The sequence below is a fragment of the Planococcus sp. MSAK28401 genome, assembly GCF_018283455.1.
Taxonomy (GTDB): Bacteria; Bacillota; Bacilli; order Bacillales_A; family Planococcaceae; genus Planococcus; species Planococcus alpniumensis.
Genome location: NZ_JAAMTH010000001.1, coordinates 3,239,744 through 3,252,567 on the forward strand (window position 1 = coordinate 3,239,744; position 12,824 = coordinate 3,252,567).

Consider the following 12,824-nt stretch of genomic DNA (forward strand, 5'->3'; position numbering starts at 1 on the left):
ACCATCTATGTTTGAAATAGCTAATCAAACAGGAGTGATAAAAATGACGACAGCTTTCTTTGGAAGCAAGGGAATGTGGAGTTGGAAAGAACTAATATACTTATTGGCCATAGTATTGATAGCTGTTCCAATTTTTGTTGAATACAGCTTATACCATTACCTCGTGAACTTTTTCGGCAATGAATTGCATGCGGGTACACTGACCGGTTTGGTTATGTCCATTATTTTTATGGCCTCTCTTTATTTCATCGTACTCAAGCCAAATGGACAGTCTTGGAAAACGGTTGGTGTCCACACTTTCTCACCCGGGCACTGGAAGCCGATCATGATATGGTCAATTGTATTAATCGTTGTGAGCATCGTTTTGGTAATTATCATGGCAGAGTTTGGCGTTGGAACCGACAACAGCAAAACCGACAGCCTGCAATCACAATTGACACGCTTGAATTTCTTCATCGGACTTATCTCCGCCGCTGTCATTTCGCCCATTTACGAGGAAATTTTCTACCGCGGCTTTCTGTACCGCTTTTTCAGCAGCCGTTATGGCATAGGAGTAGGCATGCTGCTAAGTGCTTCCATATTTACTTTAGTGCATATTCCAACATTCAATACTCTTCCCGTGAACTTTGTTTCTGGCCTTATTTTTGCATGGATCTACCAAAAAACAGGTTCTGTCCTTCCATGTATCTTGATGCACGGACTTTTCAATGGCATTGCTGTAATCCTCACCGCTACCGCTTAGCCTTGGCCGCCCATTCGAGGAATTCAATTATGGCTGGATTAATGGCGTACAGCCCGAGATCTTCGGAAACTTGCGCCGATTTCCTGGCTTCCCAAAAAGCTTCTGCCAATTGGGGATCATTGCCGAAAGTTTCTGCCGATAAAATATCAACGTCAGCTAAAATCAATTGCCCCTCTTTTGAAGAGGGAGAAGTTCCTTTATCTAAGCATATTTCAATTCTTTTGATGATATTGATCCACTTTTTGGTCGCCAAGTCGCCGCTTTCAAGTTTGGGCAAACCCTTGTTCAAAACTTCTTGTTGTTGTGATGAAAAATAATGGCTCCATATTTTTTCATTCTGCGGCTTAGCAACCAGGGAAATAAGGTCTTCCCAATGAATTGTCTCTTCCAATTCCAACAGGTTGAGTAAAGACTGCGTGTGCTTTAAGGAATGTTGAAGCTGGTCGATTTCATTCATCAATAAAGATTTATGGACAGCTAAAATCGAATCGATCGATTGCTCTGCCAAAATACTGCGGCTGTCTTCCAGCGATAAATTCAGCGACTTGAGCAGCAGAATCTTTTGCAGCTTCAAAATATCTTCTACTGAATAGCAGCGCTTTCCACCCGCCTCTTTTCTCGAAGGCTCAACCAATCCAATTTGATCGTAATAGCGTATGGTCCGGACAGATACATTCAATCGCTTAGATAATTCTCCAGTCGTTAAGTATTCTTTCTCCATACGATATGCCAAATCGCCACTCCCTTTAATTTAGTTCCATGTTTCATCCAATTTATCCGCATAGAATCCAATTGCCTTCTTATAAGCTGAAATGTTTTTGTCAGCAGAAGTTTCCGCTAAACACTTGAGCAATATATCCATTGCTTGCTGATGTTCTGCTAAATTATACAAAGTCATTGCCAAAAAGACTTTCAATGCCTGATTGGATGGAAAAAGTTCTATTCCTTTTGCAAAAGTGCTTCTCGATTTTTCGTATTCGCCTAAGGTCCGGTAAGTGCTGCCTAGCCCCAGTAATGCGCCTTCTAAATCCTCTTTTTCAAGCCCGAGTTGGATAGCTTTTTCGTAATAGGGAACCGCCTTTTCTTCTTCTCCAAGCAAATCAAAGCTCCAAGCGCACTGGTAATTGATTTGTGGGTGTTCGGGGAATTGCTGTGCCAGTACAGTCAGCAATTGATTTGATTCCTCTTGTTTACCAGCCGCTCTTAGCTCGATAGCTTCCTTCAAGACTGTCTTCATGTTTCCATCCTCCTTAGATCCTCATATGTCCAGTTTACCATTTGGAAATAAGTTGAAAGTAACTTTTCGCCGCATGCTGGCATCAATCCGTTTTCAAAAACTTTTTGATGGAACGCTTACATTTTCCATAAAGGTTTCACTCTTGTTTCAGGTGGTAGATAAAGGGAGAAACCAACTATTACCAACCTGAGGAGAGATTGAAATGGCGAATATCCAAAATCCTAGAACACAATATACGACGGAAGATTTTCCGAAGCAATACCAGGAAGCACCTGGCGTACAAAACCAAATGACTCCTGTGCCGGACTGCGGCGAGAAGACGTATAAAGGCTCTGGCAAGCTCGAGGGCCGCAAAGCTTTAGTTACCGGCGGTGATTCCGGAATCGGGCGTGCTGCAGCTATCGCTTACGCAAGAGAAGGCGCAGACGTAGCGATCAACTACTTACCTGCGGAGCAATCAGATGCGGATGAAGTGAAACAATTGATCGAAGCAGAAGGCCGCAAAGCCGTCTTGATTCCCGGCGACTTGAGCAACGAAGCGTTCAACAAAGAAATGGTTGAAAAAGCGAACACTGAACTTGGCGGATTGGATATTTTGGCACTCGTCGCCGGCAAACAGCAAGCCGTCAAAGACATTGCCGACCTTCCGACAGAGCAGCTTGAAAAAACATTCCAAGTCAATGTCTATTCCATGTACTGGACAGTGAAAGCGGCGCTTCCATACCTTCCGGAAGGCGCGTCGATCATCACGACGAGCTCAGTTGAAGGCTTTGACCCAAGCCCGATGCTGCTGGATTATTCAGCAACGAAATTCGCGATCATCGGCTTCACGAAATCCTTATCCAAACAATTGGCGGACAAAGGCATTCGCGTCAACTCAGTCGCGCCAGGCCCAATCTGGACAGCGCTTCAAATTTCCGGTGGACAGCCGCAGGAAAACATTCCGGAATTCGGCAAAGGTACACCGGAAACGCCAATCGGCCGCGCAGGCCAACCGGCAGAACTCGCCTCTGTCTATGTCTTCCTGGCTTCCATCGAATCCAGCTATGTTACAGGACAGATCTACAGCATCACTGGCGGCATGACGACCGCATAAGTTGATATTCAAAAAGCGTGGGGCACCGATTGAATCGGTGCCCCACGCTTTTTTCATTAAATATTTTTCAACCATGTCATCAGGCGCAAAATCTCGAAGGGTTCTGCCCATGTGATGACAAAAAGGATGACGAAGAAAACTGAGAGCGACCAAACCTTCAATTGGCCCGGCTCTCTTTTCAATACAGCAATGAACACGGCGCCTGCCGCTGCAAACAGCAACAGAAAACCGATAAGTGCAAGCGGCTCGGAATACCCGGATATCAACCGATTAAGCATAAACAGCATGCTCCCCAATACGATAAGCCCAATTGAATATTTACTGAACATCTCGTCTCCTCCTTTTTCAAGAAAGCCCGCGGCCTGCCATCAAGGTGCAAATCCGTAGTAGAACAGGATATGTGCATAGAAACCGAAGAATGCGACTACCAAAGTCATCAGGACAAATAACACTAGCATGATGATTTTGGAAACTTTGCCGATGTCTAGCCGCCATACGCCTTTATAGACCTGCACCCATAGCGCAAAAACGAATGGAACGACCATCAACAGATAGAAAATGGCGAGGCCGTTCCCAAAGACGTCGAAATAATCCCGGTTTACACTGTCGCTGGTCCTGAAATAACGGCTCATTCCCAAAAAGAACGCAAGAAATGATAGTTGCACCAAAAGCCCGTAGATAAACAAAGGAATTCTGAATTTCCCTAAGTTTCGCAGCATCCACAAGACAAAGCAGTAAATGATGGCGACTATAATGGCTATGTAAAAACTGAATGGATAGAAAATATGAACACTTCCTTTTTCGGGTTTACTCTACCAAAGCGGCTCTTCTTCATCAGTCAATTCGACTAAAACTGGATAACTAGCAATAATCACAAAGAAACTGGCGGCCAATAGAATTAATATAGTAGCCAACGAAAGATCAAATAAAACCCCGAAGAGCATAACCAGTGGCGTTAGAAAATTTAAAAGGCCGGCTCTTTTTTTCGACGGCGTAGTAAGAAATTGCTTTTTTCCGCAGTACGGGCAAATCATTCCCGTATCCAATGTAAACATCTTTTTGACCGTCTGCTTCCAGCCCCATTGTTGATGGCAGTTTTGACAAATCGGCATGGACTCCCCCCCAATGAGTTTTTTATTTAATTCACACTCTTTAAGACCTTGTCCTTATTAGACTAACAGAGATAACCAAAAATTCCCACGACATAAATACCAATTAACTGGATTTCGCTCTTTAAGTTAAGAGCTCTCCCGAATCTATCTTCACTAAAAAAAGAGCAAGAACTGGATGCCAGTTCTTGCTCTCAGAGTGTTGAAGAAGTCTATTAATTCGTTACGAATTAGAATGGAATCATTTTTTCTACATTCAACAATCAACGATTTCTTTAAGTATTTGGAGAAGTGTTCGCTCGTAACCCCGTCTGCTCAATAATGCTGCGCATTACTTTCGCAAAGATAAGTTCTTCCGTAGGTCGACCTTATCTTTCCTGTGGAATAGCGAGACGACCGAGACCCCGCAAGGCGCAAAGCGGCTGAGGAGGCTTGGGCGCGAGCCCACGGAAAGCGAGCGATAAGCTTCGGAAAATACGATTTCTTACCTTTCTCGACAGCCTGAAAGCAAGAACTGGATGCCAGTTCTTACTCTCGAAGCTCTTAATTCATATAGCGATGCTTTCTCAAACTGTTCAAATTAGCGATTTCCTGCAGGAGATCTTCCCCAATATTCGTCTCCCGCACCTTTTTGCGCTCGAGTTCTTCGTCGACCAATCGTTTGATCGACAAGACGTCGGTCCCGTTTTGCAATACCTCTTCCTTGGAATTAAAGCGTTGGTGGGCGACAAGCTGCATGCCGTAGGAATTGTACAGCAGCGTATAACCGGCGATTCCGGTTGTCGATTGATAGGCTTTCGAAAACCCGCCATCGATGACGATCATTTTACCGTTCGCTTTGATCGGGTCTTCCCCGTCCCGTTCCTTGACCGGTGTATGCCCATTGATGATGCGGCCGTGGTCGGGATTCAAATCGAATTCCGCGAGCATTTTGCGGCACATGTCTTCGTCTTCACGCAAATGATAATACGGGTTTTTCCGTTCTTTATGCGTTTCTTTGTCTTTGATGAAATAGCGTTCGAACGTCGTCATTTCACGCTTTCCAAACAGCGAGGAATTCTCGCCTGTCCATTGGTACCACACCATGTCAGTCGCGAAATCATCGGTCTCTTCCGGATGCGCGAATGCGTAGCGGGTATATTCTTCGAACACATCGAGCAGTTCCCGTCCGGCGTAGCTTTCGCCTTCAATTTTCATTTGCTTCATATCGCCGTTCTCCTCGAGCGGGATGCAGCCATGGATCAGCAAATTGCCGTTGTATTGGAGATACAGCCGGCCTTTTTTCATGAGGAAATTCATGTGCCGCGATAGTTTTTCGGAATGCTGGATGGAGAACAGCAATTTGTCGATCACTTGCTGCTCTTCGTCGAGCAAGCGGTCGGGTTGTTCCGGGTCGATTGTGGCAAAGCATGTGTTCTCAAGCGGATAAGTTTTGCCGTGGATCGTCGCTTCGTTTTTATCGTAATCGACTTTCTCTAAGAGCAGGCGATCTTCCATGGCGAAGCAGGAACGCCGTTTGATGATTGGGCTTTCGAGCTTGAACTGGATGATCGAAATCGCCTGGTGGATTTTGGTGATCTGCAGCTGTTCCTGCTCTGTTAATTGTTCACCTGAGATGCGCTTCGGATGGAAGGCCGGATTGTCCTCATAATATTTCTCCGCCAAATTCAACAGGGGGCGTAAATTGATACCATACACATCCTCGATGATGTCCAGGTTGTTATAGCGTGCACAGATGCGGATAATATTCGCGAGGCAGACTTTGGAGCCGGAGTAGGCGCCGATCCACAGGACATCGTGGTTGCCCCATTGGATATCGACGGAATGGTAATCAATAAGCGTGTCCATAATCTTATGCGGATCCGGGCCCCGGTCGTAAATATCGCCGACAACGTGCAGATGGTCGACAGTCAGCCGCTGCATCGTATAGGCGAGACTGACAATCAGCTTATCCACTTGTCCGAGTGAAATAATCTGCTCGAGCATTTTCGCGTAATATTCTTTCTTGTTGGTGAACTCGTCCGTTTTGTATAGAAGCTCTTCAATAATGTAGACGAACTGCTTCGGCAAGGCTTTGCGTAATTTGGAGCGTGTGTATTTGGATGAAGCGTAAGCTACCAACTTGAGCAGCCGCTCAATCGTTTCGATATACCATTCCTTCAGCTCTTGCTTGCTGCTGAACTGGCTTTTGATCAGGCTCAATTTCTCTTCCGGGTAATAGACGAGCGTCGCGAATTCATTGAGCTCTTCTTCTCCCATCTCCCCCTCGAACAAATCCCTGATTTTCACTTTGACGTTGCCGGAGCCGTTGCGCAACACGTGCTGGAATGCCTGGTATTCGCCGTGGAGGTCGCTGACGAAATGCTCCGTCCCTTTCGGCAAATTCAAGATGGCTTCCAGGTTGATGATCTCTGTCGCCACTTTTTCTTCGCTATCGTATTTTTCTGCTAGTAGATCCAAGTATTTTGAACTGATCATACGGCACCCTCCTTCAAGTAATATGTCTTAATCGAATTCAATTGAAAGCAAATTCCTGAAAAGCGTAGTCATCAAACAGGCTTGCGGAAGGAATTTCTCTATATTTCCAGTCTATAGCAGTTTCCGCGAAGGCTCTAGTATTAATTGAAAGGTGAAAGAAAATGTAAAGGCCATTGATGTTCGATCCTCAAATTTTTGAACCATAAATTTTTCATTCCTGAGAGTCTAGCGTGATTGAGCCATTTACGGGTAAGGAGGAATAACAGGAATCAACATTTAATGGAAAGGACTTGTTATGACACAATCTCTTATCAGCTTGCTCATTCTCGGTTTTATCGTGATAACTCATATTCTAGTTTGGAAATGGGCCGCCTATATTCAAGAAAAATATGCCGACGATGCCAGGAAGAGGCGGATTGCTGGGGGCATCCTTTTTATGTCCCTTGCGGCATTGTTCGGTTTGTCCGCGCTCTTTCTCATACAATCTTCTTTTTAAAGATCGCGAAATCAAGAAAGGATAGGATAGGACGTGACACAGCTTTTTATTTCAGTGGGACTTTTAGGATTTATCATTATGACTCACCTGCTGGTCAGCAAATGGGCTCAATATTTTCACGAGCAACACGGCAACGATCCGCAGCAAACACGAAAAGGCATTTTGATGATTACGCTTCCCTTGCTAGCTGTTTTGGCGATTGCGGCTTTGTTTTTGTTTCAAACTTCTCAATAAGTGTTACGTAAAAGCTTTAATAGGTATATAGTTACTATTTTAATGCAACATACTGGAATTATAATAAGAAAAAAACTGAAAAAGGCAAACTTACCTGAAAAGGAAGGACGCAAAGCCATGAGCCTACCCACTGCTTACGCAGTGCACGGTCGTCAGGTTGCCAGGCACCCGTTTTGTGGGCCTCGGCTAACAGAATGGAGGAAAAGAATATGTTGAAGAAAGCGGCGATGTTGATGTTCGCAATGTCTCTCATGCTGACAGCGTTCAGCCATGCAGAAAATGTACAGGCAAGCGGCGATGCGCCTGATACCCGTGCCACTTGGCTATGGAACCCATGGATGTTCGTAGAAGATGAAGGGGCAGTACTCACTTTTCTCGAAAACAAAAACGTCAATAAAGTCTATGTTCAAATCGACCGTGACATTCCTAAAGATACGTACCGCAGCTTTGTCGCGCAAGCGCACGCACGCGGCATAGCTGTATTCGCACTCGACGGGGCGCCTTCTTGGGTTGCGCCAAAAGGTTATACAAACCAGAACATGTTGATGAACTGGCTGGGTAATTACCAAAGCGGGTCGACGGAGCAAGCGAGTTTTGATGGTATCCACTTGGATGTGGAGCCTTATTTGTACAGCGGCTGGAATTCGAATCGCGCTGCTACAGTGAAGTCCTATCAATCGCTTCTGCAAAGAGCCATTGTCAGCTCAGCTCACCTGAACTTGCCGCTTGAAGCCGACATGCCTTTTTGGTTCGACGAGATTCCTTACAAAAATACCTTCGGCAGCGGATTATTGGCTGAGTGGGTCATTGCAAATACGGACGGAGTCACACTGATGGCTTACCGGGATTCAGCCCCGATGATCATCGAAATCGTCAAAAATGAAATCGCCATGGCCGAAAAGTATGGCAAGAATGTAGTAGTGGGAGTGGAAACAGGGGTTACCGATGAAGGCAGCATCATCACCTTCGCCGAAGAAGGCGAAGCGTTCATGAATGTTCAGCTTGCTGAAGTGGCGGCTCATTACTCCGGACACTCTTCCTATGAAGGAAACGCCATCCACCATGTTGGCAGCTGGATGACGCTCAAGCCTTGAAAAGAACGGACACTTCTCCTGATCTTTGGAAGTGTCTTTTTATTTTTCATCGGCCTGCTGCAGAAACAGCGTGACTGAACAATGTCCTTGGATAGCCATGTTTCTGAGAGTAAATTACTTACCTGGAAGCTGATTGATGTTATTCTATAAGTGGAAAATATTATCTATTTAACTATTCTATTGGCATATTACGGAATATCATTTGCCAGTCTAAAACCTACATATCGTCCCACATCAATTTCGGGACATTCTTCGAAGGATGGTGAAAGAACTTGGCCCAAACAGATTATAAAGCTTTACTTGCCAGTCGAATGGAAAGGGATTTTTCGAAATGGGCTGCTCAAGGTGAAATCCAAGAGCGTGAAGTCTACCGATTTTTGCATACCATGAAAGGCACCGCTGGGACGATCGGCATGATGGAGCTGTCCGATTTTTGCGCAACCGAGCTGGATGCTTTCTCAGAACACAGCACCGAGTTGCTGACGGTCGATTCGCTGACGGGATTCATGTCTTCGTTCCGACATTATTTTTCAGCTGAAGAGGCCACAAGCCCAGAAGAGCCGGAGTTGGAGATGCCTGAAAGCAAAGCTTCGAATGAAGAAGCCCTCGTATTGGTCATCGATCCTGATGCTGACTTTGCCGCGAAGCTCAAGGAGACCCTAGAACCTAAAGGCATTCCTGTTGTCATCGCACTGGATGGCCAAAAAGGCACCGAATTATTTTACACATTGCATCCGCAGATGGTGTTATTGGATGCGAAGTTGCCGGACGCCGACGGGTTCAGCCTGGCCGAAAGAATCGCCGAAGCCGGCAGAAGCCGCCACCTGCCCGTCGCCCTCATGAGTGAAGATGACCAGATCGATAACCAAATCCGTGCAATGGAAATTGGCGCCACTGATTTTTTAGCCAAGCCCTTGAACATGGCGTATTTTCTTCCCTATTTAGCCAATCGCCTGCGCGGCCAGGAAATCGTCTTGCAAGGCACGCGAATTGATGAATTGACCGGAGCCGGCAATCGCCAAGCTTTTGATGAGGTTTTGCTGCAAATGACTAATCTCGCTGAAAGAACCGGCAAGCCATTTACACTTGCCTTGCTTGATTTGGATCATTTCAAAAAAATCAATGACGACTACGGACATTCAACCGGAGACGAAGTTTTGCGTTCATTCAGCCAATTTGTGCTGAACTTAAAGCGAGAGCCCGACTCGTTCTTCCGCTATGGCGGAGAGCAATTTGCTTTGATCTTACCGGAAACTAAGCCGGAGGAAGCTGCTGTATGGATTGACCGCCTACATGAGGCGCTGGCCACAACGGAATTTGCTGCCCATTCCAATACGCCAATTCGCTTGACCTTCTCAGCCGGAGTCAGCGAATACCGGCTCAAGCAGGAAACCATCGTCAATCAAGCTGACCAAGCGCTGTATCAAGCTAAACGAAACGGCCGCAACCAGACGATGGTGTATGAAGCCGAAGAACATGACTTGAGGCGCAAACTGAATATCGTCATTGTCGACGATGACTCACTCGTGCGAAAACTGGTCGCTAAGCAATTTTCCAATTGGAAGGCTGAGGATTTCGATATCCAAATCGAAGAATATCCAGACGGCCTTGCCCTCGTCGATTCCGATTGGTATCGTCCGGATGAAAATTACATGATCTTGCTGGACGGCGTCATGCCAAAAATGGACGGGCTGGAAGTGCTGAGCCATGTGCGCTCGCAATATCCTCATGACAATATCGTCGTGTCCATGCTCACTTCCCGGAACAACGAATCCGATATCGTCTTGGCCTTAAAGAGCGGAGCCGATGATTACATCGTCAAACCGTTTTACGCACAGGAAGTCGTGGCCCGCGTCCAGCGGCTGACGAAGAGGATGTTCCAGTGAACTTATCGCATTTCTGGATCCTCATCGCCTCCCTGTTCCTCGGCCAGTTGCTTCTCTTGTTGATCTTAGCTTGGCGCAAGCAGCAATCGAATAAACGGGAAGCTGCAATCAACAGCCAATACAATGCCTTAACTGATTCATTCAGCTCTCATATGATGGATCCCTCAGACGAACGGTTCATTGCGGAACTGAAAGCCTCCCCTTATCACTTGGTCGTGCTTGAACGCCTATTAAACCATTATGTATCCGTCACTAAAGCAGGAGCTGATTCGCCCGCTGTTTTACGCTTGTCGGAAGAATTCCTTTCCACGCGTTATATGAAGCTGCTCAAGCGAGGAAACTGGGCAATGCGAATGAACACTTTGTATTTCATCGAAGATTTCCGCATGGAATCGCTCGTTCCACAGCTAAAGGAAAAATTAGCGAAAAGTTCCCGGCTCGACCAAGAGACACAGCAATTGATCCGCACGCTCGCTTCTTTAAACGAGACGATGGCTATCGAGGCGCTGGCGAAATACCCTGACGCTCCGGCCCGTCTGTATATCGATGTTTTCAAACGATTGGATGAACTGACAAAACTGGATGCGCTGGATGCCGCGTTGAAAAACGAAACTGGCAACCAGACGCTTAAGCATTCCGCCGTTTCCTATATCGGCATGGCCGGCATGACGCTGTTTCTTCCCCGCGTTGAAGAAGAATTGCAGCACCCTGAAATGGAAATGCGCATTCAGGCATTGAAAGCGATCCTTCATCTGCAATACATGAATTCCCCAAGCGCCCTGGCGCCGTTTTTCGAGTCAACCGCTTGGCCTGAGCGTATGTTTGCCGCCCAGATTGCCGGAAAGCTGCAATTGTCGCGCTATAAAGAAGCGCTAGGCGAGTTGCTTGGGGATTCGGTGTGGTGGGTCCGCTACTCATCAGCCGAAGCCTTGACGCAGTTTTCGGAAGGGGATATCGTGCTGACCCATTTCGCAGAAAGCCATCCCGACCGCTATGCGCGTGACATGGCCAATCAATGGAAAACCTCCCTTTTAGGAAGTGAACAATAATGCAGGAAGTAGCGCTGATTTTATCTTATATCGTCATTGCCTATATGCTTTTTTCAAGCCTGAGCTATCTCGGGCTCTTTGCACTTGCATACGGGAAAGTCAAAAAAGAAAACAAGCTCGATAAGCGAGAGTCTACAGAAGATTTTTTAAGAAACCAATCGACTTATCCGGTGTCGATCCTCGTGCCTGCGTACAATGAAGAAGTCGGCGTTGTCAGCACGGTGCGCTCGCTGTTGGCGCTGGAATATCCTGAAAAAGAAATTATCGTCATCGATGACGGATCGAAAGACAGCACATCGCTGCGCATGATTGAAGAATTCAAGATGAAGAAAATCCCTTTCGCCGTCCGCACACACATCGAGACCGCGGAAATCGAGGCCATTTACCAATCCTCGATCTTCCCTTATATCCGCCTCATCAAAAAAGCGAACGGCGGCAAGGCAGATGCGCTAAATGCCGGGGTCAATCTCTCTTCTTTCCCGTACTTCTGTGCGATTGATGGAGATTCCATCTTAGAAAACGACGGCTTGTTAAAATGCATGAAACCGATTATCGAATCCGACGGCCAAATCATCGTCACCGGCGGATCTGTCCGAATCGCCAACGGCTCGACCATCTCCAGAAGCAAAGTAGAACTTGTCGGCTTGCCGAGAAACCCGATCGTCCTCATGCAGATCGTCGAGTATTTCCGCGCCTTCTTGATCGGCCGCCTGGCGTTGAGCCATTTGAATATTTTGCTGATCGTTTCCGGGGCATTTGGCGTCTTCAATAAAGAGCGCGTCATCCAAGCCGGGGGCTACAATAAGAACACCGTCGGCGAGGATATGGAATTGGTCGTGCGGCTGCACCGTTTGCTGCGAGAAGAAAAATCCAAGCAGCGCATCGAATACATCCCAGACCCCGTCTGCTGGACGGAAGCCCCTGAATCACTGGAAGTGCTCAGGTCTCAGCGGATCCGCTGGCAGCGCGGGCTGCTTGAAACTTTGTGGAATCACAGAAAAATGATGCTCAATCCGAAATATGGCTCGATCGGTTTGTTTTCCATGCCTTATTTCTTGTTTGTCGAATTGCTCGGTGCTGTATTTGAGTTTATCGGCTACTTCATCATTTTCGGCGGCTTTTTCTTCTCGCTGGTCGATCCGCAAGTCGCCGGTGTCATGTTCTTGGTGACGGTGTTCTACGGGTCGCTCATTTCGGCACTCGCCGTGTTGCTGGAAGAATTGACGCTCCACAAATATCCGAAAGTTTCCCATTTGATGCGCCTGTATTTTTGGGCATTGACTGAGGCCTTTTGGTACCGCCCGCTTATGGTATTGTGGCGGGTCAAAGGAATTTTCGCCACTTTCCAAAAGAAAGCACATTGGGGCGATATGAAACGCAAAGGAATTTCGACTTAATTGCAA

At 46.6% G+C, this 12,824-nt stretch carries 13 protein-coding genes and 1 riboswitch; of the genes, 7 read left to right on the top strand and 6 right to left on the bottom strand.

Annotated elements, in window-relative coordinates:
* Positions 1–43: 43 nt before the first annotated feature.
* Positions 44–742, top strand: coding sequence for a CPBP family intramembrane glutamic endopeptidase (locus G3255_RS16410; protein ID WP_211655454.1), 699 nt, complete (start codon positions 44–46; stop codon positions 740–742).
* Here the strand turns inward: G3255_RS16410 and G3255_RS16415 are convergent.
* Together G3255_RS16415 and G3255_RS16420 are read right to left on the bottom strand one after the other, a co-directional pair.
* Complete coding sequence (locus G3255_RS16415; protein WP_249222148.1) at positions 732–1,475, bottom strand: MerR family transcriptional regulator; 744 nt, start codon at positions 1,473–1,475, stop codon at positions 732–734. The genes G3255_RS16410 and G3255_RS16415 overlap by 11 nt on opposite strands.
* An 18-nt stretch (positions 1,476–1,493) precedes the next feature.
* Complete coding sequence (locus tag G3255_RS16420) at positions 1,494–1,979, bottom strand: tetratricopeptide repeat protein (protein ID WP_211655455.1); 486 nt, start codon at positions 1,977–1,979, stop codon at positions 1,494–1,496.
* A 202-nt stretch (positions 1,980–2,181) separates the two neighbouring features.
* Between G3255_RS16420 and G3255_RS16425 the strand changes: the two genes are divergently transcribed.
* Complete coding sequence (locus G3255_RS16425) at positions 2,182–3,075, top strand: SDR family oxidoreductase (protein WP_121299053.1); 894 nt, start codon at positions 2,182–2,184, stop codon at positions 3,073–3,075.
* 56 nt (positions 3,076–3,131) lie between these two features.
* Here G3255_RS16425 and G3255_RS16430 read toward each other — a convergent pair whose 3' ends face one another.
* The 4 genes from G3255_RS16430 to G3255_RS16445 form a co-directional block, all read right to left on the bottom strand.
* Positions 3,132–3,404 carry a hypothetical protein gene (locus G3255_RS16430; protein WP_211655456.1) on the bottom strand — a complete coding sequence of 91 codons (273 nt, stop codon included), beginning with the start codon at positions 3,402–3,404 and terminating at the stop codon, positions 3,132–3,134.
* Between the two features lie 39 nt (positions 3,405–3,443).
* The gene (locus G3255_RS16435) at positions 3,444–3,740 is read right to left on the bottom strand and encodes a hypothetical protein (protein WP_211655457.1); all 297 of its coding nucleotides are present in this window, start codon (positions 3,738–3,740) and stop codon (positions 3,444–3,446) included.
* Positions 3,741–3,887: 147 nt separating this feature from the next.
* On the bottom strand, positions 3,888–4,187 hold the full coding sequence (locus G3255_RS16440) for a TIGR04104 family putative zinc finger protein (RefSeq protein ID WP_211655458.1): 300 nt from the start codon (positions 4,185–4,187) through the stop codon (positions 3,888–3,890).
* 540 nt (positions 4,188–4,727) lie between these two features.
* Positions 4,728–6,659: a fructose-1,6-bisphosphatase gene (locus G3255_RS16445; protein ID WP_211655987.1), complete on the bottom strand. Its 1,932-nt coding sequence runs from the start codon at positions 6,657–6,659 to the stop codon at positions 4,728–4,730.
* A 532-nt stretch (positions 6,660–7,191) separates the two neighbouring features.
* On the opposite strand from G3255_RS16445, the gene G3255_RS16450 reads away from it, so the two are divergent.
* From G3255_RS16450 to G3255_RS16470, 5 genes are all read left to right on the top strand, one after another.
* A complete protein-coding gene (locus tag G3255_RS16450; RefSeq protein ID WP_211655459.1) occupies positions 7,192–7,392 on the top strand; it encodes a hypothetical protein in 201 nt (66 codons plus the stop codon).
* Positions 7,393–7,465: 73 nt separating this feature from the next.
* A riboswitch (cyclic di-GMP riboswitch) is annotated at positions 7,466–7,557 on the top strand.
* Between the two features lie 44 nt (positions 7,558–7,601).
* On the top strand, positions 7,602–8,486 hold the full coding sequence (locus G3255_RS16455; protein WP_249222150.1) for an amidase: 885 nt from the start codon (positions 7,602–7,604) through the stop codon (positions 8,484–8,486).
* A gap of 272 nt (positions 8,487–8,758) precedes the next feature.
* A complete protein-coding gene (locus tag G3255_RS16460) occupies positions 8,759–10,372 on the top strand; it encodes a GGDEF domain-containing response regulator (RefSeq protein ID WP_211655460.1) in 1,614 nt (537 codons plus the stop codon).
* Complete coding sequence (locus tag G3255_RS16465) at positions 10,369–11,421, top strand: HEAT repeat domain-containing protein (protein WP_211655461.1); 1,053 nt, start codon at positions 10,369–10,371, stop codon at positions 11,419–11,421. Before G3255_RS16460 ends, G3255_RS16465 begins: the two co-directional genes overlap by 4 nt.
* Positions 11,421–12,818, top strand: coding sequence for a glycosyltransferase family 2 protein (locus tag G3255_RS16470; RefSeq protein WP_211655462.1), 1,398 nt, complete (start codon positions 11,421–11,423; stop codon positions 12,816–12,818). The genes G3255_RS16465 and G3255_RS16470 overlap by 1 nt, the downstream gene beginning before the upstream one ends.
* The last annotated feature ends 6 nt before the right edge of the window (positions 12,819–12,824 follow it).

What these genes read in the sequence shown, in the direction of transcription:
- G3255_RS16470 (WP_211655462.1), top strand. Translation starts at nt 11,421, where the DNA reads ATGCAGGAAGTAGCGCTGATTTTATCTTATATCGTCATTGCCTATATG.
- G3255_RS16440 (WP_211655458.1), bottom strand. Translation starts at nt 4,187, where the DNA reads ATGCCGATTTGTCAAAACTGCCATCAACAATGGGGCTGGAAGCAGACG.
- G3255_RS16430 (WP_211655456.1), bottom strand. Translation starts at nt 3,404, where the DNA reads ATGTTCAGTAAATATTCAATTGGGCTTATCGTATTGGGGAGCATGCTG.
- G3255_RS16420 (WP_211655455.1), bottom strand. Translation starts at nt 1,979, where the DNA reads ATGAAGACAGTCTTGAAGGAAGCTATCGAGCTAAGAGCGGCTGGTAAA.
- G3255_RS16455 (WP_249222150.1), top strand. Translation starts at nt 7,602, where the DNA reads ATGTTGAAGAAAGCGGCGATGTTGATGTTCGCAATGTCTCTCATGCTG.
- G3255_RS16410 (WP_211655454.1), top strand. Translation starts at nt 44, where the DNA reads ATGACGACAGCTTTCTTTGGAAGCAAGGGAATGTGGAGTTGGAAAGAA.
- G3255_RS16425 (WP_121299053.1), top strand. Translation starts at nt 2,182, where the DNA reads ATGGCGAATATCCAAAATCCTAGAACACAATATACGACGGAAGATTTT.